We start from the raw sequence: 23116 nt of genomic DNA, 5'->3' as shown, positions 1-23116 counted from the left end.
TTTATTTATGCGCTGCTTTATAACGTGAGAGTGCAGTCACCGCTACTGCCGAGATAGCCACAGCAGGTAAACTGGCCATTAAAATCCCTGTTGTTCCCAAGCCGATCGCCAAAATTTTTCCTGTCAGTAATGGTCCTGTCATTGCACCTAATCGGCCCAAAGAAATCGCACTGCCCACGCCTGTGACTTTACCTGTACCCGAATAGAAAATCGGTGAAATGCCATACAGAATCGATTGTCCGCCTGTCGAGAAAATCCCGCCCATAAAGCCTGCCAAAACAAGTACTGGAATAGAGCTAGATGTAAATAACAGTACAAGGGCAATAAATAAACCACTATAGATAATCACCGCCATCTGCCACAGTTTTAAACGGTCCAGCAAATAACCCAAAGCCAGAGTACCAATTACAGCACCTATCTGGAATACCAGCATCACCATGAAAGCCTGTGGTTTTTCCAAGCCTTGCTCCATAAGCAAATTAGGTAACCAGCTAATCAAAATATAATTGATCATCAGGGTAAAGAAGAAACCCACCCAAAGCGGCATCGTATATTTATATTGCTGTTTTTTAAATAGCACCTCAACCATACCCGGAACAGCTTCATCTGCAGCTTGCTCAACAGCGACTTTCTTAGGCTTGTCTTTAAGAATAATCGCCATAAATGGCAGCAGAACTAAAGGGGTTAAGCCACCAATCAAAAATAGAGTATGCCAAGAAATATCTTTAAATAAGATAGCCAAGCCCGCAACAAAGATTGCGCCTACCGGTAATCCGCAATACATCAAGCTATTCAGCTTGCCGCGATTGGCTTCAGTCGCCTCATCACCCACCACGGAAATCATGGTTGGCATCGCAGCACCCAAGCCTAAGCCGGTAAAAAAGCGCGCTGCATATAAAATTTCAATACTCGGCGCGATCGCAGTAAGCGACATAAATAGGCCGAAAATTGCAATTGAAAGCATTAAAACTTTCTTCTGACCTAAATAGTCAGCAACACGTCCACCAAAGAACGCGCCAAACAACATACCAAAAACACCTAAACTAAATACATAGCCCATTTGCACCTGGTCTAGAGCAAATGTTTCAGCAATTCCTTTTGCGGCAATACCGGGAGCCTGAAGGTCAAAACCTTCAAAAAATGCGACCCAAAAACACAAAAATACTGTTAAGAATTTCTGCATTTTACCTGTTTGTATTTGTGCCATGATTGAACTCCGTCCATATTAAGCAAATTAACCCACAGCAATTTGCTTCACTATTTTCAGATCAATCTGTTGAAATAAATACCACTACAATGGTCGGGTTTAATGTGCGCCACCTCAAAGAAAATCATTCAAATTAGACATAAAAGATTAAACAAATAGACATAATATATCTTAATTTTATTTATTATTTTATATTTTCAGATACTTATAATTTTGGTAGTTATTTATGATCAAACCATAGTCAAAAGTAATAGTTTAAAATTAAATGATAAAAAGCCCGCGTTTAGCGGGCTTTTTATCAACTTAACTCACATTGTATCAAGCAGTTTTTTTCGCTTGATTGTTCTTACGAATAGTAATCATCACCAGTTGAACCGCTGCAGGTGTTACCCCGGGAATACGACTTGCCTGAGCAAGGGTCTCAGGACGAACGTCTTTCAATTTTAATGTAATTTCACGCGACAAGCCTGAAACCACATCATAATCAAAGTCTGCTGGAATGCGTGTTTCTTCCAGACGCTTCATTTGTGCTACATCTTCTTGCTGACGGTTGATGTAACCTTCGTATTTCACCGCAATTTCAATTTGCTCACCAACAAATGCAGAAACTTCTGAACCTGTGAGTTCCGCAATTTGAGCAAAGCTGATATTAGGACGTTTCAACAAATCAATAGCAGAACATTCTTTAGACAGATCTGCACCGGTCATTTCAACGAATTTTTTACCCATCGGATTGTTTGGCGCAGCCCAAAGGTGTTGCAAACGACCTTTTTCTGTTTCTACCGCTTCCATTTTTTCACAGTAAGATGCCCAACGCTCATCATCCACCAACCCCATTTCACGACCAATTGGCGTTAAACGTTGATCCGCATTGTCTTCGCGCAGCATCAAACGATATTCCGCACGTGAAGTAAACATGCGGTACGGCTCTTTAGTCCCTAAAGTAATCAGGTCATCTACCAGTACCCCCATGTACGCTTCATCACGTTTCGGTGTCCATTGTTCCTGATCCCATGCACGGCGTGCCGCATTCAAGCCTGCCAACAAACCTTGCGCCCCTGCTTCTTCATAACCGGTTGTACCATTAATTTGACCTGCAAAGTACAGGTTATTGATGGCCTTGGTTTCCAAAGAGAATTTCAACGCTTGCGGGTTAAAATAGTCATATTCAATGGCATAACCCGGACGAAGAATATGCGCATTTTCCATACCACGGATTGAGCGCACCAGTTCAAACTGCACATCAAATGGAAGAGATGTAGAAATACCGTTTGGATAAAGCTCATGGGTATCCAGGCCTTCAGGCTCAAGGAATACCTGGTGCGAATCTTTATCAGCAAATTTGTGAATTTTATCTTCAATCGATGGGCAGTAACGTGGACCTATGCCTTCAATCACACCGGTATACATTGGTGAACGGTCAAGTCCTCCACGAATAATGTCATGCGTACGCTCATTGGTATGGGTGATATAGCAGTTGATCTGTTCCGGATGCATGGATGCATCACCCATAAATGACATGGTCGGAGACGGGAAATCACCCGGTTGCGGAGTCATGACAGAAAAATCTACTGAACGTGCATCAATACGCGGTGGCGTACCTGTTTTTAAACGACCTACAGGCAAGTTTAATTCACGTAAGCGTGCAGCCAATGCAATAGATGGAGGATCACCGGCACGACCACCAGAGGCATTGTTTAAGCCGATGTGAATCACACCACCCAAGAAAGTACCGGTCGTCAAGACTACTGTTTTCGCATCAAAGCGGATGCCCATTTGGGTTACAACACCTTTAACGGTATCGCCTTCAACAATCAGGTCATCTGCCGCTTGCTGGAAAATATCCAGATTCGCCTGATTTTCCAGAGTATGACGAATTGCAGCTTTAAAACGTACACGGTCAGCCTGGGCACGTGTTGCACGTACTGCAGCACCTTTACGTGAATTCAGGATACGGAACTGAATACCACCTTTATCGGCAGCCAATGCCATTGCACCGCCCAAAGCATCAATTTCACGAACCAGATGTGATTTACCAATACCACCAATGGCCGGGTTACAGCTCATCTGCCCTAAAGTCTCAATGTTGTGAGTCAAGAGCAGAGTCTGTCGACCCATACGCGCTGCAGCAAGGGCTGCTTCGGTACCTGCGTGACCGCCACCGATAACAATGACATCGTAAACTTTAGGATAATGCATAATGGTTTGAGAGATTAAAAATGATGACGGAGCATTATATCAAAACTGAGCAAAATAAGTTGACAAAATGAGTCGAATTTCTTGATGAAGATTGAAGAGATTTTTAACCTTTTAATGTTGCAATGTAATCCTGCTTTTCAAACTCGCTATAGAAATTAAACATTTAAGCAATTTTTTTTACTTGATTAGCATTGTTTAAATTTGATTACTTTTTAATCTATAGATTGGATACATTACGAACAAAGGTATAAAAGATGAATAAGAATATTTTCCTCTCATCCATACTCTGTGGTTTATGTCTTGCGCCATTTGCAGCTTCAGCAAATGATAAGATCGAAAAGGTATATGATACTCAAAGGTACCAAAAGGCGTGTAAAGGTAAAAGTCAGGGTGCACAGGTGAGTTTTGCATATCGAGGTATTATCTGGAATGGTACCTGTGAACCTCAATTCTTTCCTTCAGCAAAAAACTCCTCCATCGCAGGGGATGAACCTGAGTTAACCAGTGCATGTAGCGGAGATACCGGTGCAACAACTGTAAACATCAACGGGACTGAAGTTAAAGGTAAATGTGCTTTAGGTTTTATGGCTCCTCGTCCTTCTTCTCAACCCCAAATGCAGATGCAACAATCTCAGCCACAAATGCACATGCAGCATGCTCAACCAGAAATGCAAACCCAGCCTCAAATACAGCCGCAACCTGAGATGCAACCACAATAATTTCCATAAAATGTTAATTTTATTAAAATTATTAACGGGTAAAATACCTAGGTTTTACCCGTTTCATATATTGCTTATTTAAAAATCTTGTTTAAACTCTACGGATATCAAAGGATAAAAACAATAAAGGATATTCCATGGATTCAGGTCTCTTCACCCTTTTTTTACCTCTTATACTTGCTTTTATGATGATTGGTTTAGGGCTTGAACTCACAGTTAAAGATTTTCTTCGTATCCGTCATCACCCTAAAGCTATTTTTTTAGCTTTATTTTCGCAACAGGTCATTTTGGTTGGCGTGGCATTTTTTATCTGTATTTTATTTAAGCCTTCTCCACTTTTAGCGATTGGCTTCATGTTGCTTGCTGCTTCTCCTGGTGGCCCTACAGCCAATTTGATTAGCTATATTTTCAAGGGAGATGTGGCATTAAACCTTACCCTTACAGCCCTTAATTCTATTATCTGTACCTTTACCCTGCCGTTTATTGTCAATTTATCCATGCATTATTTTTTAGGTGAGTCGCAAAGCGTTGCCATGCCTATTGAAAAAATCACCCAAGTCTTTTTAATTATTTTTGTTCCGGTTTGTTTGGGTATGTTGATTCGTTCACTTGCCCCCAACACTGCATTGCAACTCAACAAACCCATGCGATTATTTTCAGTAATTTTTTTATTTTCGATTTTCCTGTATGCCCTTTATAAAGAACGATTCAATGTCACCGAATACTTTTCCGAGATTGGGGTTGCCATCGCGCTGTTTTGCCTCATCAGTTTTTTAGTGGGTTATCTGGTTCCACATTTATCTGGAATTTCCGACAAACAGGCACGCGCATGTACATTTGAAGTAGGAATTCACAACACAGGCATGGCGCTTACTATTGCACTTTCCGTGTTATCAAATACCACCATTGCCATTCCCGCAGGAATTTACACTATTTTTATGTATATTTTTGCCACATTATTCGGCATGTTATTAAATAAATTCGCAGCTCATCCAGCGGCTATAACGCCCTGATTTCGCTTCTGTAAATAAAGAGTGCAAACTGCTTCTTTTGCTTTTTCAAGATAGTTTTCACCAATATATAGTGGTTTCAGCCTGAGTTCCGTTACAATGGCATTTTTAAAAACACAAATTTAGGTTATCTCCGTGAAGTGGTTACAAATTCATATTACTGTTGAGCAGGCTCAAGTCGATTTTACTGAAACATTATTAAGTTCATTGGGTGCAGTGAGCGTAACTTTAGACGATGCTGAAAATCAGGACTTGCTTGAACCACTTCCAGGTGAAACACCTCTGTGGAATAAAGTCATTGTAACCGGTATCTATGCGCAGGAAGATGATGAAGAAATTGATGTAGATGCCCTCATTACCTTTATTACTGCACAGATGCCTGAAGCGCCATTACGTTACGAGTTTCTTGAAGACCAAGAATGGGAACGTACCTGGATGGATGCCTATGAGCCTATTCAAATTGGCGAGAAATACTGGATTGTACCTGAATGGATGGAAGCTCCTGAAGCCGATGCAGTAAATATCAAGCTTGACCCGGGTCTGGCTTTTGGTACCGGTAACCATGCCTCAACTTTCCTTTGCCTGCAATGGCTCGGCAAAGTCGATCTCAAAGATAAAATTGTCATCGATTATGGTTGTGGTTCAGGCATTTTAGGGGTTGCCGCTTTATTACTGGGTGCGAAAAAAGTCTATGCCACCGATATTGACCCACAAGCTGTACTGGCAACCAAACAAAATGCAGAATTGAATGGTGTACTTGAAAATCTGTATGTAGGGCTACCAGACGAGTTCAATGAAGAGCTGAAAAACCAGAAAGCCGATGTGTTTGTTGCCAACATTCTGGCAGGCCCATTAATGGCTCTTGCGCCTGAATTCGCAACTTTGGTTAAATCTGAGGGGGAGTTCGCACTTGCCGGCATATTAGAAGAGCAAGTTGCTGATGTTTCTAGTGTTTATTCTGAATTTTTTGATATACTGCAAGTCGAAAAACGTGACGAACATTGGTGTCGAATTTCGGGTAAACGCAAAAATACCCCTGCTAATCATGAATAGACTATGAGCGAAAAACAAACCTGCTGCCCTAACTGTTTTACCAAGTACAAAGTCTCTGTGGCTCAACTTACAGTTGCTCGCGGCATGGTTTGTTGTGCCAAATGCTCAACCAACTTTAATGCATTGAGCCATCTGGTCGTAGAGAAAGAAGAGGCTTTTTCTCTTCCTCAAGCAACTCCCTCTTTAGATCCAGCCAAACAAACTTCTTTATCCAATACATTCATTAAAGAACAGTTCATTACAGAACAGAAACCGGTAAAACATTTATTGGATATTTTCGATCGTAAAGTTGAAAACTCGAATATCGATTTAAAAACCTATCTCAATAACTTGAATTATTTTAGTACAGAACCGATTGGCAACTACCCCATACTAAACTGGTCAGAAAAAGCTGAACAAGAGAAAAAATATGGTGCGCGGCATTATGTTTTATGGGGAACAATCAACTTATGTTTAGTCAGCTTGCTTGTTTTTCAGTTTTTCTGGTTTAATCCGAAAATTTTAAACAATAGCCCGGTATTCAGTGCTTTGTTTAATACAGCATGTCAGGCACTTAAATGTTCGGTTATGGAAGAAAATTATCGACTACTCTCTACCAACAAGTTAAAGGTTAAACAGATTTCCAAACAAGAAACCCAGTTTAGCGGAGAACTAATTAACTATCATACTCAAAGCCTAGCTCTTCCAATGATCAGGGTGGATCTGAAAGCAAATGGAGAAACCATCTCGACCTATTCCTTTAAGCCTTCTGAATATCTGATTACGAGTCTGCAAGGAATTCAACGAATTCCCCAGAATAGTCCTTTTAAATTCAAATTTAGCGTTCCTATGCCACGCAAAAGCTTTGACACTTATAGTTTAGAAATAATTCACCCGTAACATTGAAAAAAACTATTAAAAAATACAAAAAAATGTAAAAAAAAATGTAGTTTTCTTGCTCACTTTTTCTTAGACAATGCTATCATACGCGCCACGAAAGCTTAGTGCTGCAAACTCCTCGAAAATTTTTACAACAAAATCGTCTAACTGAAATGCGCTTTATTAAATATAGCGTATTGAGTAGATTTTTTTGTTTTGATTTTGGGTGGTAACAAATATTAATCTATTGTTACGCTTAAATTTCGATCAAAAACGTCGAGTTGTGGCAAGCTAAATGATCAAGTTTTAGAACTTCCGTTTTAGGATCTAAAACGGGGTTCATTGAATTTCTATAGACCACTTTTATATATCTCTTTACCCAAGTGATATTTGATTTTTCGGATTAATTCGCATGAATAGCAAGTCTCCTATTTTTACTGCACAATCTGATGTCGCTCTTCGTATTCACGTAGATCGCGCAGTTCGCCATTACTTTGCACAATTGCAAGGCGAGCAACCCTCTCAGGTGTATGACATGGTGCTGGCAGAAATGGAGAAACCTCTTTTATCTGTTGTTTTAGAATACACTCGCGGCAACCAAACCCGCGCTGCTGAAATTCTAGGCCTTAACCGTGGTACTTTGCGCAAAAAGTTAAAAGCTCACGGTTTAATGAGTGAATAAGTGATAAAATGCTTGCGGTTTCCGCAGGCATTTTTTTTGGCCTGCTATTTAGCTTTTTGATTTAATTCTTGATAACTGTGACGACATCATGACTATTAAACGCGCTTTAATCTCTGTTTCTGACAAAACCGGCATTGTCGAATTTGCACAAGACCTTGCTGCTCTTGGGGTAGAAATTTTATCTACTGGCGGTACTTACAAACTTTTAAAAGACAACAATATCGCTGTAGTTGAAGTTTCAGAGCACACCGGTTTCCCAGAGATGATGGACGGACGTGTAAAAACACTTCACCCGAAAATCCATGGTGGTATCCTGGCTCGTCGTGGTCTAGACGAAGCTGTAATGGCTGAACACAACATCGATGCAATCGATCTGGTTGTTGTTAACCTATATCCTTTCGCTGCAACTGTAGCAAAACCGAACTGTTCACTGGCTGATGCAATCGAAAACATCGACATCGGTGGTCCAACAATGGTTCGTGCAGCTGCGAAAAACCATGCATCTGTAGGTATTGTTGTAAATGCTGCTGACTATGCGACTGTAGTTACCGAGCTTAAAGCTGAAGGTGCATTGTCTTATGCAACTCGCTTCGACTTAGCAGTTAAAGCATTTGAACACACTGCGCAATACGACGGCATGATTGCTTCTTACCTTGGCGCTCGCGTAGGTAAAGAAGAAGGTCAAGCAGACAAATTTGCACGTACTTTCAATACTCAATTGAATAAAGCCCAAGACCTTCGTTACGGTGAAAACCCACATCAAGCTGCTGCTTTCTATGTAGAAGCTAATGCAACAGAAGCTTCTGTTTCAACTGCGAAACAGTTACAAGGTAAAGAACTCTCTTACAACAACATTGCAGACACTGACGCTGCACTTGAATGTGTGAAATCATTTGCGAAGCCTGCTTGTGTGATTGTAAAACATGCGAACCCGTGTGGCGTTGCAGTATCGCTTGACGGTATTAAAGTTGCTTATGATCTTGCTTATGCAACTGACCCTGAATCTGCATTCGGTGGCATCATTGCATTCAACCGTGAATTAGACGTTGCAACTGCGCAAGCGATTGTTGACCGTCAATTCGTTGAAGTGATCATTGCACCAAGCGTAGCTGAAGGCGTACTTGAAATCACTGGTGCAAAGAAAAACGTCCGTGTTCTTGTATGTGGTGAATTGCCAGCAATTGATGAGCGTAAAGCACAGCTTGACTACAAACGTGTAAACGGTGGTTTACTGGTTCAAGATCAAGACTTGGGTATGATCACCAAAGATGATCTTAAAGTTGTGACTAAACGTGCACCGACTGAGCAAGAAATTGACGACATGATCTTTGCCTGGAAAGTTGCGAAATACGTCAAGTCTAACGCGATTGTTTATGCGAAAAATCGTCAAACCATTGGTGTCGGCGCAGGTCAAATGAGTCGTGTAAACTCTGCTCGTATTGCTGCAATCAAAGCTGAACATGCTGGCTTAGTGGTTGAAGGTGCTGTAATGGCGTCTGATGCATTCTTCCCATTCCGTGATGGTATTGATAACGCTGCGAAAGCAGGTATCAAATGTATTATCCAACCGGGTGGTTCTATGCGTGATGAAGAAACAATTGCTGCTGCTGACGAAGCTGGTATTGCAATGGTCTTCACTGGCATGCGTCACTTCCGTCACTAAGTGATTGGATATTAATGTAATGACAAAGTCATCTACATTTAGACAAATAGATTTCTAATCTTGCATAAAGTCCTCTCCTATTTTTAGGTTGAGGACTTTATGTCATTTTCGATTCATGGAGTATGAACCGATGAATATTTTAGTTTTGGGTAATGGCGGTCGTGAACATGCTTTGGCATGGAAAATCGCGCAAGATGACAAAGTCGCAAAAGTATTTGTAGCACCGGGTAATGCAGGTACTGCAACAGAAAATAAATGCGAAAATGTTGCCTTAAATATTTTAGACAATGCTGCAATTATCGACTTTGCTAAAAACAATGCGGTTGATTTAATTGTCGTTGGTCCTGAAGCACCGCTTGTAAACGGTGTTGTAGATGCTTGTCGCGCAGCTGATCTTAAAATCTGGGGTCCAACTCAATTTGCTGCACAGCTTGAAGGCTCTAAAGCATTTGCCAAGCACTTCTTAAAACGTCACAACATCCCTACTGCTTTCTATGACGTATTTACTGAAGTAGATGCAGCCAAAGCATTTGTTGAAAAAAATGGTGCACCAATCGTGATCAAGGCCGATGGTCTTGCTGCTGGTAAAGGCGTGATCGTTGCCATGACCAATCAAGAAGCATTTGCTGCAATCGACGACATGCTGGCTGGTAACAAATTTGGTGATGCTGGTTCTCGCGTTGTGATCGAAGAGTTCCTTGCAGGTGAAGAAGCATCTTTCATTTGTATGATTGATGGCAACAACATCTTGCCAATGGCAACCTCTCAAGATCACAAACGTATCTTCGAAGGTGACCAAGGCCCGAACACTGGCGGTATGGGTGCTTACTCTCCAGCTCCGGTTGTGACAGCTGACGTATTCGACAAAGTCATGAAAGAAGTTATGCGTCCAACCGTTGATGGCATGAAAGCAGATGGTCACGTTTATACAGGTTTCTTATATGCTGGTTTGATGATTGATGAACAAGGTCAACCTAAAGTGATCGAATTCAACTGCCGTTTCGGTGATCCTGAAACTCAACCTATCATGATGCGTTTAAAATCATCTTTAGTTGATTTGGTTGAAGCTGGTATTGCGGGTAACTTATCTGCGGAAGCTGAATGGGATGAGCGTAAAACTGTAGGCATCGTACTTGCATCGAAAGGCTACCCTGAAACTTCAAGCAATGGTGACGTGATTTCAGGCTTAAATACTGAAATGGCTGATGCGAAAGTATTCCACGCAGGTACAAAAGCCAATGAAAAAGGTGAAATTGTGACTGCTGGTGGTCGTGTACTTTGCGTAACTGCACTCGGCAATACCATCGGTGAAGCACAAGCCAAAGCTTTGGAACTTTGCCAAAAAGTGACTTTTGATGGTGTTCAATACCGTAAGGATATTGGTTACCGTGCAATTGCACGTGAAAATGCTTGATTGATTTAATTCAGCAAAAAGACCCGCCTAGTGCGGGTTTCTTTACTTGCTGTACTCAATATTGTTTAGAAGCTTTAGGATTTATACTTCAAACACAACAGAATATAGAAAAAGCCTTACTTCTATCGAGTAAACAATATAATGAAGAGGTATCAAACTGTAGGACGCTTGTTCACTCACATTTTTACAGCATATAGAAATGAACGCGCCCACGGAGAAATCAATAAACACTACAAAATGCAAATACGCGAATTTATGCTAATTAATGAACTTTATCTTTTAGAGAATGAATCAATACCAAACAATTAGTATTTTTATCAATATCCATTTTTTAGCTTTGTATTTTCAAAAAATTTATATAGAAACAAAATTCTTTAATTATCGGTTTTACTCATTTCAATAAATTTAATCTATTGTTTTATGAATTAATTTATAAAAACGTCTCACTTTTTTTATGCTAAATTAAGCTAAATATCAGATTTATAATCACTATTATGCATAAAAAAAAATTGTTATGATGTATCCAATTTTTAGGAATAAGTCATCATGAAAATTGTTTGATTACAGCAATTTGCTTTTTTCAAACAAAAAACATCTCTCCATGATGCTACCGATATCCAATTGCGTTGATGAATGAGACATTTTAAAGTTATCTGCATCAATCAATTGATCTGATTCACACTTGATTTAATCTCTCCAATGACATATTCGTAAATTTATCGCCAAATTAAATTTACTAGGACATATACATGAAAAAGCTCCTTGGTCTTGTTTTAGGTCTTTCAGTTGGCTTGTCTGGCTGTGGTAAGCAAGAAGCGCCTGCAAATGATGCAGCTCAAACAAAAGACACGAATGGTCTGCAAACGGTCACTATGGCTTCTACAGGTTCGGATGCAGAAGTTTGGCGTTATATTGCCACCCTTCCGGAAACCAAAACTGCTGGTATTAATCTAGAAGTGAAAAACTTCACTGACTATGTGTCTATGAACACAGCAGTAGCCAATAAAGAAATTGATGTAAATGCCTTCCAGTCTTATGCCTACCTGGTTGCTTTTAACGAATCTAATAAAGACAAGATTGCTCCGCTTTCTACCACTTACCTGGAACCAATGGGTATTTATTCAAGTAAAGTGAAGAAACTGGATGAATTCAAAACAGGTGCAACGATTGCCATTCCTAACGATGGTGCAAATGAATCACGTGCATTATTGTTACTTCAATCTGCCGGTTTGGTTAAATTAAAAGCTAATTTTGACAACGTAAAAGGCACCCCTGCCGATGTTGTTGAAAACAACAAAAAAATTGTGATCAAACCAATTCAGATGGCAACTGCTGTACGTGTAAAAGACGAAGTCGATGCCATTGTTTTGGGTAATACACTGGCAATGGAAGGTGGCTTAAATGTGCTGAAAGACTCTATTTATTATGAGCCAATCGACCAAAGCACCAAAATGAATGTCAATATTCTTGCTGTTGCAGAAGGTCGTCAAAATGACCCAGTATTGCAAAAAGTAGGTGCGCTTTACCACTCTGAAGCCGTGAAAAAATTTGTGCAACAGAAATTTGGCGGTACCAAAGTTGACGTAAATAAACCGATTAGCTATCTCACTGACTCGAAATAGTAATATAATTGGTTTATCTAAACAGGCAAAGTTTCTTTGCCTGTTTTTCTTTTTATAGATAGTTTTTGACCATATGATTGAATTTAAAAATATTTCAAAACATTATCAGCTTAAAGGTCAAACAATTCGTGCCTTGGATCAAATTAATTTACAGATTCCAGATGGCAGTATTTTTGGCATTATTGGCTATAGTGGTGCGGGTAAAAGTACCTTAATCCGTCTGATTAATTTGCTGGAACGACCAAATGATGGTCAAGTCATCATTAATCAAAAAGATTTTACCGCATTGGATGCACGTTCATTACGTCAGGAACGTGCCAACATCGGTATGATCTTTCAGCATTTCAATTTGTTGCAGAGTAAAACTGTCGCAGCCAATATCGAAATGCCAATGAAACTGTTGGGCTGGAGCAAAGCCGAGCGTGAAAAACGTTTGGCGGAATTGCTCGAGTTTATTGATCTTAAGCATAAAAAAGATGCTTATCCGGATGAACTGTCTGGCGGGCAAAAACAGCGTGTCGGTATTGCCCGTGCCCTCGCCAATCATCCTAAAATTTTACTCTGTGATGAAGCGACTTCGGCACTGGATCCGCAAACCACCAAATCTGTTTTAGATTTGCTTAAAAAGATTAATAAAGAACAAGGCATTACCATTGTTATGGTGACCCATGAAATGGATGTGATTGAATCTGTTTGTGATTATGTTGCGGTGATGGAACAGGGTAAAGTGATCGAAACCGGTTCGACGCTGGAAATTTTTAGTCAGCCACAGCATCCTACCACCAAAAGTTTTATTCAAACTGTGCTGCAACAACAGTTACCGGTGAATATTTTAAATAGCCTGGAAAACAAAAATCATAACAGCATTTATAGCCTGCAATTTTTGGGTACATCTGCGCAAGAAACCGTGGTACAGGCAGCGATTAAACAGTTTGATATCAGCTTGAATATTCTGTTTGCCAATATGACTGAAATTAACGGCTCTGTGATTGGACAAATGTTTGTCCAGCTGCTAGGTGATCCTGCTGTGATTGAGCAAGCTGTTGCATTTTTCCAGCAAAATGGGGTCAAAGTTGAACAGTCTGGAGTCAGCGCATGAGAGATTTAATTGTTCAATGGCTGACTGAAATTACGGCACCTTACTGGAAAAGCTCACTTTCGATTGACCAGTTTGTTACCGCACTGCAAGAAACCTTGCACATGGTGTTTTTTGCCATGCTGTTCGGTTGTATCTGGGGCTTTATCCAGGCCATCATTTTGCTGGTGACCCGTCCGGCAGGCATTTTGCCAAACCGGGTGATTTATCATGGCTTAAACCCGATTGTAAATGCACTGCGTTCCTTACCCTTTATTATCTTGCTGATTGCCTTTATTCCGCTGACTAAATTGCTGGTGGGAACATCGATTGGTACATGGGCCGCAATTGTGCCGCTGACCATTTATATTGGTCCATATATGGGTCGATTGATTGAAACTTCATTGCTTGAAGTGAATGAAGGTATTATCGAATCGGCACAAGCCATGGGCGCTTCGCCCCTGCAAATTATTTTCAAGTTTATTTTGCCTGAAGCACGCAGTTCACTGATTTTAAACCTGACTACAGCCACCATTAGCCTGATTGGTGCAACGGCGATGGCGGGTGCCGTGGGTGCCGGTGGTATTGGTGATCTGGCCATTTCCTACGGTTACCAGCGTTTTGATACCAGTGTGGTCATTTTGACCGTGATTGTCCTGTTATTGCTGGTGCAATTTGTACAGACCTTTGGTGAATGGCTGTCACGATTAAGATAAAATACCATTATTGAATGCCCTCTCGATTGAGGGCTTTTTTATATTCAGAATTAAGTTTAAGTACAGCTTCACTTCCAATCAATACTAGGAGGACTCAAATTCGTTTAACCTACTGGTATGATTTTAATTACCTATTCATCACACTTAAAAAGTCAATTTTGAACTTGAATTAGCTAAATAATAATCCATGACTTTTCTTATAGCATGCTAAACTATCCAGTGGTTTTTGCAGGGACTCATTTATGCACTTTGTTCATCTTGGTATACATACAGAATTTTCCATTACAGAATCTATCGTACGTATATCTGATCTAATTAAAGCTGCTGCAAATGATGAAATGCCAGCACTGGCCATTACCGACCTGTCCAACCTGCATGCTGCGGTAAAATTCTATAAAAAATGTCTGGATAAAGGCATTAAACCTATTTTAGGTTCAGAAATCCGCCTGAATGATGCTGAACATCGTGTGACATTATTGTCCATGACCAATAAAGGCTGGCGCAGTCTGACCGAACTGGTTTCTCAAGGTTTTATTTCAGGTCAGCAACTCGATATTCCTTGTGTGCAAAAAGACTGGATTTTAGATCAGCATCAAGACCTGATTGTGCTATTGGGCATGCAATCTGATGTCGGCAAAATGCTGATCACATCAAATCCAGATAAAGCTGAACCCCTCCTTCAAGAATGGATTGAAAAATTCGGTAATCGGGTTTATTTGGCTTTGACTCGTACCAATCGCCCTGATGAAGATGCCTTTATTGAAGAAGCCGTCAAACTTGCAAAAAAATACAATATTGGCGTGGTCGCCCATAACGACGTACACTTCATTACACGTGATGATTTTGAAGCGCATGAAGCCCGGGTCTGTATTGCCGATGGTTATGTATTAGGTGATAACCGCCGTCCTAAAACCTATAGCCCTGAACAGTACTTTAAAACTGCTGTGGAAATGACTGAACTATTTTCAGATATTCCAACAGCCATTGAAAATACCTACCACATTGCCAAGCGTTGTAATGTGACTTTACGCTTAGGTTTTAATGACTTGCCAGACTACCCGATTCCGGAAGGTCATACCATTGATACCTACTTTGCACATTTATCTGAAGAAGGTCTGGAAGAACGTTTAAATTTCCTTTATCCGCCCGAAAAGCGCGGTGAAGACTGGCCGGAAATTCGCAAACCCTATGATGAGCGTTTAGCCTTCGAAGTGAAGATTATTCTCGACATGGGTTTCCCCGGTTACTTCCTGATCGTGATGGACTTTATTCAATGGTCCAAAGGTAACGGTGTACCTGTCGGCCCGGGCCGTGGTTCAGGTGCCGGTTCACTGGTGGCGTATAGCTTAAAAATTACCGATCTGGATCCACTGCGTTACGACCTGCTGTTCGAACGTTTCTTGAACCCGGAACGTGTGTCGATGCCCGACTTTGACGTCGATTTCTGTATTGCCGGTCGTGACCGCGTAATTGACTATGTGGCACGTACTTATGGCCGAGATGCGGTATCACAGATTGCCACTTTCGGGACCATGGCGGCCAAAGGTGCAATTCGGGACGTGGCGCGTGTTTTAGGTAAATCCTATGGTCTGGCGGACCGTATTTCCAAAATGATTCCAACCAAGCCCTTGGGTTTGAGTCTGGAAGAATCGCTGGAAGCTGAGCCGCAGCTCAAGGATATTGTCACCAATCCGTCCAACCCGGACAATGACGATGCCGCTGAAATCTGGGAAATGGCACTCAAACTTGAAGGCATTACCCGAAATACCGGTAAGCATGCCGGTGGTGTGGTAATTGCACCGACCAAGCTGACCGACTACTCAGCTGTAATGTGTGATGCCGATGGAACGAACCGTGTTGCCCAGTTCGATAAGGACGATGTCGAAGCAGCCGGTCTGGTCAAATTCGACTTCCTGGGTCTGCGTAACCTGACCGTGATTGAAGATGCAATTAAGCATATCAATGCGCGCCCGGATGTGACTGAACCGGTCAATATTTCCTATATTCCACTGGACGATAAACCGGCCTACGAAATCTTTGCCAACGCCAATACCACTGCAGTATTCCAGTTTGAATCCGTCGGCATGAAAAAGATGCTGAAAGAGGCACGCCCAAGTAAATTTGAAGAAATTATTGCCTTCGTATCCTTGTACCGTCCGGGTCCAATGGATCTGATTCCAGACTTTATTCATCGTATGCATGGCGGTGAGTTTGAATACCTGCATCCATTACTGGAAAAAGTTCTGGAACCGACCTACGGGATCATGGTGTATCAGGAACAGGTAATGCAGGCGGCACAGTTCTGTGCCGGTTACAGTCTGGGTGGTGCGGATTTGCTGCGCCGTGCCATGGGTAAGAAAAAACCTGAGGAAATGGTCAAACAGCGCCAGATCTTTATTAAAGGTGCTGCTGAAAAAGATATTGATGAAGCGACCGCCAACCATATCTTCGACTATATGGAAAAATTTGCCGGTTATGGTTTCAACAAATCGCATGCTGCTGCCTATGCCCTGGTTGCTTATCAGACCGCCTGGCTAAAAGCGCATTATCCTGCAGAATTCATGTCCGCGGTGATGACCTCGGAAATGCAGAACACCGACAACATCGTGTTCCTGATTGATGACTGCCGTATCAATGGTTTAGAGGTTCTTCCCCCATCTATCAATATGTCCTTATATAACTTCCATGCCAGCAGTCCGAATACCATTGTCTATGGTTTAGGTGCAATTAAAGGCGTGGGTGAAGCTGCAATGCAGTCGGTGATTGATTCACGCATACAGGATGGTCCTTATAAAGATTTGTTTGATTTCTGCCACCGTGTAGATTTGAAAAAAATCAATAAACGTACCCTTGAAGCACTCATCCGTGCAGGTGCGATGGACTGTTTGGGCATTGAACGTGCTGACCTCATGGCTCAACTTCCTGAAGCAGTTCAAGCTGCAGAGCAGGCTCGCTCTAACCGTGAAACCGGTATGATGGACCTGTTTGGTGAAGTTGAGGAAGTTCAGCGCAAACCAGCCAAACCGGTCAAACCGTGGTCAGATGAAGTCCGCCTCAAAGGTGAAAAAGACACCTTGGGACTGTACTTGACCGGACATCCGATTGATGTGTATCGTCCGGAACTTAAATCCTTTATTCCTGCACGTATTAATGAACTCACCCCTACACGCCGTGGTGTGACTACCGTATTTGCCGGTCTGGTGGTCGATGTCGCCAACTTCCCGAACCGTATGATGGTCACTCTGGATGATGGCACTGCACGTATAGAAGTCTCGGCTAATCATGAACGTTTCCAGCGCTTTAAAGACATTATTCAAAATGAAAAAGTGGTGGTGATTGAAGGCGAAATTTATGAACGTGAAGGTTTTGACCGCCCTATGGGACGCCTGACCAAAGCCTTTAGCCTGAATGAAATCCGTCAAAAACGTGCCAACAGTATTCAAATCAAGCTGAACGCGGAACATCTAAACCCTTCACTCAGTCAAGATTTACGCAAAATCTTAACGCCATTCTGTAATGTCGATATGTGCAATCATATCCCGATGCAATTACACATTGATTATTCCTATGCCTCTGCTGATATCAACCTGGGCCTGAACTGGAAGGTGGCTCCACTAGATGAGTTACTGACGAAATTACGTGACTATTTTGGTAAAGACGTAATTCATATTGAATATCAGGTCAAATCCAAGGCAGCCAAAGCTGTGAGTTATGAGCAGGCCATGCCTGCGAATGTCCCGCCGCCTCCAGCCAATGTGAGCATGGATGAAGCGATGGATATGTATCAGGCTGAAGCCACTCAATATTCTTAATTTTTAAATATTTAAATTCAAATCGGACACCTTATGAGTCAAGTTGACAATGCTGTGGTTTCCGCACATCTCTCTCATGTGCGTATTGTCATGGTCAATACTACCTTGCCTGCCAATATCGGCAGCGCCTTACGTGCCATGAAAACCATGGGCCTATCCAAACTGGTACTGGTAGAGCCTAAAATCTATCCGCATCCTGATATTGATGCACTGGCCGCAGGCGCAACCGATCTGATTAAACAGATTGAAATTGTGCCGACTTTGCAAGAAGCGATTAAGGATTGTCATCTGGTCTTTGGTACCAGTGCACGTAACCGCACCATTCCCTGGCCTTTACTCGATGCCCGCCCGGCTGCGGAAAAATCATTGCAGGCTGTGGTACAGGACAAACAGGAAATCGCGATTGTATTTGGTCGTGAAGATCGCGGCTTAACCAATGAAGAACTGGCTATGGCCAATTATCATGTCACCATTCCGGTCAATAGTGATTATGGCGTACTGAATGTTGCTCAAGCCATTCAGGTGATTTGCTATGAAATGCGTATGGCTGCCATGGCATTGACCGAACAGGCGGAAGACCCTAAAGCCACCATGCATGTCACCGATGACATTGACATGCAGTGGGATGAGCCTTTGGTCACCCATGAACAGATGGAACAGTTTTACCCGCATATTGAAAAAATGCTGGCCGAAATTGAATTTATGGACCCGAAAAACCCACGATTATTGCCTTTACGCTTGCGTCGTTTATTTGGACGTATACAATTAGATCGTATGGAATATCATTTACTGCGTGGCATCTTTAGCCGTGTACAGGCATTGAACAATGGTACATGGAAAAAATCTACAGACAAAACAACCGATTCTTCAGAGGATCAATCCAATGCTTAAACAGCTCAAAGAAGACATCCAAGCTGTATTCGCGCGCGATCCTGCAGCACGAAATACTTTAGAAGTTCTCACTACCTATCCGGGCATTCATGCACTAATCATGCACCGTATTGCCCATGAACTTTGGCAAAAAGAGTGTAAAGGCTCTGCCCGCCTGCTGTCTTCTTTTAGCCGTTTTGCCACCGGCATTGAAATCCATCCGGGTGCCAAAATCGGTCGCCGTTTCTTTATCGATCATGGCATGGGTGTGGTAATTGGTGAAACGGCTGAAATTGGAGATGATGTTACGCTTTATCACGGCGTCACTTTGGGCGGTACCACCTGGAACAAGGGCAAACGTCATCCTACGCTGGAAGATGGCGTGGTGGTTGGTGCGGGTGCCAAAATTCTGGGCCCTTTTACCGTGGGTAAAAATGCCAAAGTCGGTTCCAATGCCGTGGTAACCAAGGCTGTTCCACCGAATACGACTGCTGTAGGAAACCCGGCGCGCTTTATTACTAAAGATAAGCCTAAAGACGCAGAAGAAGCCCGCCGTCGTGATTATGCAGAAAGTATTGGCTTTCAGCCTTATGCAGCCACACAGGACCAGTCTGACCCGATTCTGGATGGCATGCGCGTACTGCTGGACCGGATTCAGCTTAATGAAAAACGTATGAATACCCTATGTCAGCGTTTATCAGTGATTGATCCTTCATTTAAAAAGCAGCAGCAGAATGAACAACCTTTTAGTGCAGAAGAATTAAAAATTATGGAGGACGTTCGCCGTGAATGCGAAGCGCAAAGCAGTCAATCCAAAGCCTGAACGGCTGTCTTGAATATTAACAAGCCCTGACTTGTATGTTCCTGAAAGTTTTTTTAGACTGAGGAACATACCTACTAATTAATTTTAAAATTAAATGAACGGATGACCCCTATGACCCTTAAGCCCTTGGCATGTACATTGATTGCTGTTTCTTTACTCTCAGCCTGTAGCTCGACACCAACAAAAGATAAAAATTCCAATGCACCGATCGTTTTCACTGAACCTGAATTGACTGCACCATTCTATGCACTAAATCCATTTAACTATGATGCACCACCTCCATTTGAAATTGCCTTACAAAAAGCTGCTACACAGCCGGTAACCAAAATGGAAGTCACACTGCCGGGTGATCCAAAGAAAAAAGTGATGCTTGATGTCAACAAGCTGATTATTCCTACCGTGAACAGCAAGCAACGTAATGTAAAATATGCGGTTGTGGCGGGTGACAATGAAGTAGATATCACCGAAGTTGATGACTTCTTGCAGCTGGTAGAAGGCAAAGCACGCCATTATCCGCCTCGTTTTACTGAACGTCAGGAACGTAAAGGCTTTGAAGCCAAACTGAAACAAGTGACTCAACAGCTCGATACCCTGGCATCTAAAGACAATGCCTCTTTTGATGTGTTGATTCGTGCATTTAAAGCCAGTGTTATGGCACGTAACCTGGACCTAGGTTCAGTCTATACCACCAAGTCTTTAACCTATGCACAGCGCATTTTAAAAATTAACAAAGAAGATGCTGAAGCAAACTTCTGGTTCGGTTTTGGCTTATCTGAAGGTGGTGGTCAACGTGAAGCCATTCCTTATTTAGACAAGGCGATGAAGGCAGGTGTGCAGGAAGCCTATTTATCTGCGGCAAACAATTACATTGCCATGGAACAAAAGAAAAATGCGATTCAGGTCTTGAAAAATTACAAAGTGAAATATCCGCAAGAAGCTGAAGTGGCTGACCGTTTAATTGCAGAAATTGAAAAGCAAGGTCGCTGGAATGTATGGCAAGTACTTAATCCGGCTAAAACGTCTTAATTTTTCTTTGTCCATTCACCTTTCAGATAGACCGTTCAAAACGGTCTATTTTTATATGTACGAATTGAAAATTAGAAGAATCATCGTATGATGAACAAAACTCAAATAAATACTGAACGTAGACATACTTTATGCCAAAACAAATATATCAGCTTTTATTTGCCTCGCTGCTGAGTAGTTATCTGCTTACAGGTTGTCAAATTGTCAGCGTCAAAAGCCAGGGCATTAATGTCACCATTGCCAATGAACGTGAAAGTATCCTTACCCGAAATAAATTGAGTGAAGCCAGTTTAAATGTGCTGTCCATGACCGGTCGTGAAGCTAAAATCTGTTCCGACCAACCCGACCAGTGTATTCAGGAACTGCAACAGATTCCGCAAATTCAGGACGAACAGCTGCTCTCTACCTCCAGCGAAATTTACCTGGCCAAAGCATTGGAATTTGAAAATTCTTCTGACTGTAAAACCAGTACTTTAGCCAGTACCCGATCCGAAGAAAAACAGAAACAGCAACAAGAAACCTATGATCAATGTCTGGATCAGCAACTGTATATGCTGGATAAAAGTATCCGCTACAGCTATGCCTACATGTTTAAGACCAAACGACAGCCCAAAGACCGCATTTTTGACAACCGGCAGGTGCAAATACGTGACTTTTATAATTTAGCACTGGCTAAACTGGTAACTGCTTATGCCTTGCGTCATAAACCTACTGTAGTTGAGCCACAGGTCAAGGTGGGTAAAAGTATTTATCAGATCAACTTTGATTACTATCCACAGCTCAAAAATCAGAAAATCGAGCAGCTGCTTTCCAGTTACAACCTGAATTTTTCAGGCTTACGTTCCATTAACCGTCGCGATGGTTTTGGCTCAGAATTTGTCCTGGTTCTACCGCAGGTCAAGGATGGTATTAGCGAAGGGAAAAATAAATATATTATTAACCCAATAAATTTCAGTTACAAAAACGGGGTCAATCCCAATATTCATCAGGCCCGCTATTTAGCGGCAACCCTGACTGCCCAGCCTAAAGCGGCCAGCAGTGTAGAAGACATTTTAAACAATGCAGAATTTGAAATAAAAGCCTTTGATCCGTACAAATATGATCAGGTCAATATGGCCGGCAAGACCTATCCGCTGGCTGGAAACTTTTCTACGCCTTATGGCTTATGGCTGGCACAAAACAATCTCGGCCGGGCAGCCTATTTAACCCTGATTGACCGTGATGATCATCTCACCATGCCGCATTTATATATGCTGGAACCTTATAATCCGAATAAAAAAGTGATTGTCTTAATCCATGGTCTGGCCAGCAGCCCTGAAGCATGGATTCGTCTCACCAACGATATTATGGGGGACACGGTACTACGGGAAAATTTTCAGGTCTGGCAGGTGTTTTATTCAACCAATATGCCGATTATGGAAAGCCGTTTCCAGATTTATGCCCTATTGACTCAGGCCTTTGCCCAGGTCGATGCTAATGCCCCGGCCAAAAAAGATGCGGTACTGGTTGGACATAGCATGGGTGGTATTATTGCCCGGCTTTTGGTCAGTGATGCAGATGTGACCAAAAAAGCCTTATCCATGATGAATAATCGCCAGTTAAACAAGTTTCAGAAATTACCGATTATTTCGCAGCGCCTTGTTATCAAGGACATTCCTAATTTTTCTCGGGCGATTTTTCTGGCCACCCCGCATCGGGGAACCGATTATGCAGATCGCTGGTTTACCAAGGCAGCACGTAAAATCATCCGTATTCCCGGTGCTTTCCTCTCCGCGATTAGCGATAGCATACAAACTCAGGATCTGGATTTGAAAGAGCTGTTACAACAAATTGATCATGGCCTGATTCAAAATGGACCGAGTGATTTAAGTTATCAGTCCAAGTTTATTGAACTGACCAAAGACATTAACCCGCGTAAAGGATTGATCTTTCATTCCATTATTGGCAACATCACTAATAGTAATGACATCCATGTGATCACTGATGACGTAGTGCCCTATAAGAGTGCCCATCTGGAGGGTGCTATTTCGGAAAAAATTATTAAAGGCGGTCATTCCATTCAGGAAACACCAGAAGCTGTTTTAGAATTGCGTCGTATCTTGCGTCTACATCTAACCAAGCTCAGTCTGCATCAGCCCTAATGTCCGCTTGAGTTCTCCAGTTTCGTATCAACCGGCAATATCATTTCACTTGCCGGTACGATCAGCACTACGATAAAACTCGTCAAACTGTTCTCCTAATTTTTATCCATTTACTGCAAAGCATTTTTCGCAATTCATGCAAATTTGATAAGATGTCTGAGCAAATGAAATAGCGTTTTTCCATAGCTCGGGTTGGCTTGAAAATCACAATAAGAACAAAGCCAGA

The 23116-nt window shown here is 41.9% G+C and carries 17 protein-coding genes; 15 read left to right on the top strand and 2 right to left on the bottom strand.

The window, feature by feature from the left end; translation table 11 throughout:
* Position 1: 1 nt before the first annotated feature.
* Positions 2–1207 (bottom strand): 3-(3-hydroxy-phenyl)propionate transporter MhpT, encoded by a 1206-nt coding sequence (gene mhpT, locus ABJ384_RS06340; RefSeq protein WP_349929534.1) that lies wholly within the window; start codon positions 1205–1207, stop codon positions 2–4.
* A 318-nt stretch (positions 1208–1525) separates the two neighbouring features.
* The gene (gene mnmG, locus ABJ384_RS06335) at positions 1526–3406 is read right to left on the bottom strand and encodes a tRNA uridine-5-carboxymethylaminomethyl(34) synthesis enzyme MnmG (protein WP_349929533.1); all 1881 of its coding nucleotides are present in this window, start codon (positions 3404–3406) and stop codon (positions 1526–1528) included.
* Positions 3407–3660: 254 nt separating this feature from the next.
* Between mnmG and ABJ384_RS06330 the strand changes: the two genes are divergently transcribed.
* The 15 genes from ABJ384_RS06330 to ABJ384_RS06260 all read left to right on the top strand — a co-directional run bounded on the left by ABJ384_RS06330 (position 3661) and on the right by ABJ384_RS06260 (position 22890).
* The gene (locus ABJ384_RS06330) at positions 3661–4125 is read left to right on the top strand and encodes a hypothetical protein (protein ID WP_349929532.1); all 465 of its coding nucleotides are present in this window, start codon (positions 3661–3663) and stop codon (positions 4123–4125) included.
* Positions 4126–4262: 137 nt separating this feature from the next.
* On the top strand, positions 4263–5138 hold the full coding sequence (locus ABJ384_RS06325; RefSeq protein ID WP_349929531.1) for a bile acid:sodium symporter family protein: 876 nt from the start codon (positions 4263–4265) through the stop codon (positions 5136–5138).
* 132 nt (positions 5139–5270) lie between these two features.
* On the top strand, positions 5271–6188 hold the full coding sequence (prmA, locus tag ABJ384_RS06320) for a 50S ribosomal protein L11 methyltransferase (RefSeq protein WP_349929530.1): 918 nt from the start codon (positions 5271–5273) through the stop codon (positions 6186–6188).
* Between the two features lie 3 nt (positions 6189–6191).
* Positions 6192–7067 carry a DUF3426 domain-containing protein gene (locus ABJ384_RS06315; protein WP_349929529.1) on the top strand — a complete coding sequence of 292 codons (876 nt, stop codon included), beginning with the start codon at positions 6192–6194 and terminating at the stop codon, positions 7065–7067.
* Positions 7068–7458: 391 nt separating this feature from the next.
* On the top strand, positions 7459–7728 hold the full coding sequence (gene fis, locus ABJ384_RS06310) for a DNA-binding transcriptional regulator Fis (RefSeq protein WP_001086304.1): 270 nt from the start codon (positions 7459–7461) through the stop codon (positions 7726–7728).
* An 88-nt stretch (positions 7729–7816) separates the two neighbouring features.
* Positions 7817–9391, top strand: a complete 1575-nt coding sequence (gene purH, locus ABJ384_RS06305; RefSeq protein WP_349929528.1) for a bifunctional phosphoribosylaminoimidazolecarboxamide formyltransferase/IMP cyclohydrolase — start codon at positions 7817–7819, stop codon at positions 9389–9391.
* A 130-nt stretch (positions 9392–9521) separates the two neighbouring features.
* On the top strand, positions 9522–10805 hold the full coding sequence (gene purD / locus ABJ384_RS06300) for a phosphoribosylamine--glycine ligase (protein WP_349929527.1): 1284 nt from the start codon (positions 9522–9524) through the stop codon (positions 10803–10805).
* A gap of 749 nt (positions 10806–11554) precedes the next feature.
* On the top strand, positions 11555–12427 hold the full coding sequence (locus ABJ384_RS06295) for a MetQ/NlpA family ABC transporter substrate-binding protein (RefSeq protein WP_349929525.1): 873 nt from the start codon (positions 11555–11557) through the stop codon (positions 12425–12427).
* Positions 12428–12500: 73 nt separating this feature from the next.
* Positions 12501–13526, top strand: a complete 1026-nt coding sequence (locus ABJ384_RS06290) for a methionine ABC transporter ATP-binding protein (protein ID WP_166168145.1) — start codon at positions 12501–12503, stop codon at positions 13524–13526.
* Positions 13523–14218 (top strand): methionine ABC transporter permease, encoded by a 696-nt coding sequence (locus tag ABJ384_RS06285; protein WP_086195118.1) that lies wholly within the window; start codon positions 13523–13525, stop codon positions 14216–14218. The genes ABJ384_RS06290 and ABJ384_RS06285 overlap by 4 nt, the downstream gene beginning before the upstream one ends.
* A 242-nt stretch (positions 14219–14460) precedes the next feature.
* A complete protein-coding gene (gene dnaE / locus ABJ384_RS06280) occupies positions 14461–18030 on the top strand; it encodes a DNA polymerase III subunit alpha (protein WP_349929524.1) in 3570 nt (1189 codons plus the stop codon).
* Between the two features lie 33 nt (positions 18031–18063).
* Positions 18064–18921, top strand: coding sequence for an RNA methyltransferase (locus tag ABJ384_RS06275; protein ID WP_349929523.1), 858 nt, complete (start codon positions 18064–18066; stop codon positions 18919–18921).
* The gene (gene cysE, locus ABJ384_RS06270) at positions 18914–19723 is read left to right on the top strand and encodes a serine O-acetyltransferase (protein WP_086195115.1); all 810 of its coding nucleotides are present in this window, start codon (positions 18914–18916) and stop codon (positions 19721–19723) included. Before ABJ384_RS06275 ends, cysE begins: the two co-directional genes overlap by 8 nt.
* 111 nt (positions 19724–19834) lie before the next feature.
* On the top strand, positions 19835–20749 hold the full coding sequence (locus tag ABJ384_RS06265; RefSeq protein WP_349929522.1) for a hypothetical protein: 915 nt from the start codon (positions 19835–19837) through the stop codon (positions 20747–20749).
* Between the two features lie 131 nt (positions 20750–20880).
* A complete protein-coding gene (locus ABJ384_RS06260) occupies positions 20881–22890 on the top strand; it encodes an alpha/beta hydrolase (protein WP_349929521.1) in 2010 nt (669 codons plus the stop codon).
* Positions 22891–23116: the final 226 nt, after the last annotated feature.

This window comes from Acinetobacter sp. A1-4-2, assembly GCF_040233925.1.
Classification (GTDB): Bacteria; Pseudomonadota; Gammaproteobacteria; order Pseudomonadales; family Moraxellaceae; genus Acinetobacter.
The sequence above is the reverse complement of the archived record's forward strand: the minus strand, read 5'-3'. Positions and strand labels throughout refer to the sequence as shown.

Coding starts and splice junctions, on each gene's coding strand:
- mhpT (WP_349929534.1), bottom strand. CDS start 1,207: ATGGCACAAATACAAACAGGTAAAATGCAGAAATTCTTAACAGTATTT.
- mnmG (WP_349929533.1), bottom strand. CDS start 3,406: ATGCATTATCCTAAAGTTTACGATGTCATTGTTATCGGTGGCGGTCAC.
- ABJ384_RS06330 (WP_349929532.1), top strand. CDS start 3,661: ATGAATAAGAATATTTTCCTCTCATCCATACTCTGTGGTTTATGTCTT.
- ABJ384_RS06325 (WP_349929531.1), top strand. CDS start 4,263: ATGGATTCAGGTCTCTTCACCCTTTTTTTACCTCTTATACTTGCTTTT.
- ABJ384_RS06315 (WP_349929529.1), top strand. CDS start 6,192: ATGAGCGAAAAACAAACCTGCTGCCCTAACTGTTTTACCAAGTACAAA.
- fis (WP_001086304.1), top strand. CDS start 7,459: ATGAATAGCAAGTCTCCTATTTTTACTGCACAATCTGATGTCGCTCTT.
- purH (WP_349929528.1), top strand. CDS start 7,817: ATGACTATTAAACGCGCTTTAATCTCTGTTTCTGACAAAACCGGCATT.
- purD (WP_349929527.1), top strand. CDS start 9,522: ATGAATATTTTAGTTTTGGGTAATGGCGGTCGTGAACATGCTTTGGCA.
- ABJ384_RS06295 (WP_349929525.1), top strand. CDS start 11,555: ATGAAAAAGCTCCTTGGTCTTGTTTTAGGTCTTTCAGTTGGCTTGTCT.
- ABJ384_RS06290 (WP_166168145.1), top strand. CDS start 12,501: ATGATTGAATTTAAAAATATTTCAAAACATTATCAGCTTAAAGGTCAA.
- ABJ384_RS06285 (WP_086195118.1), top strand. CDS start 13,523: ATGAGAGATTTAATTGTTCAATGGCTGACTGAAATTACGGCACCTTAC.
- dnaE (WP_349929524.1), top strand. CDS start 14,461: ATGCACTTTGTTCATCTTGGTATACATACAGAATTTTCCATTACAGAA.
- ABJ384_RS06275 (WP_349929523.1), top strand. CDS start 18,064: ATGAGTCAAGTTGACAATGCTGTGGTTTCCGCACATCTCTCTCATGTG.
- cysE (WP_086195115.1), top strand. CDS start 18,914: ATGCTTAAACAGCTCAAAGAAGACATCCAAGCTGTATTCGCGCGCGAT.
- ABJ384_RS06265 (WP_349929522.1), top strand. CDS start 19,835: ATGACCCTTAAGCCCTTGGCATGTACATTGATTGCTGTTTCTTTACTC.
- ABJ384_RS06260 (WP_349929521.1), top strand. CDS start 20,881: ATGCCAAAACAAATATATCAGCTTTTATTTGCCTCGCTGCTGAGTAGT.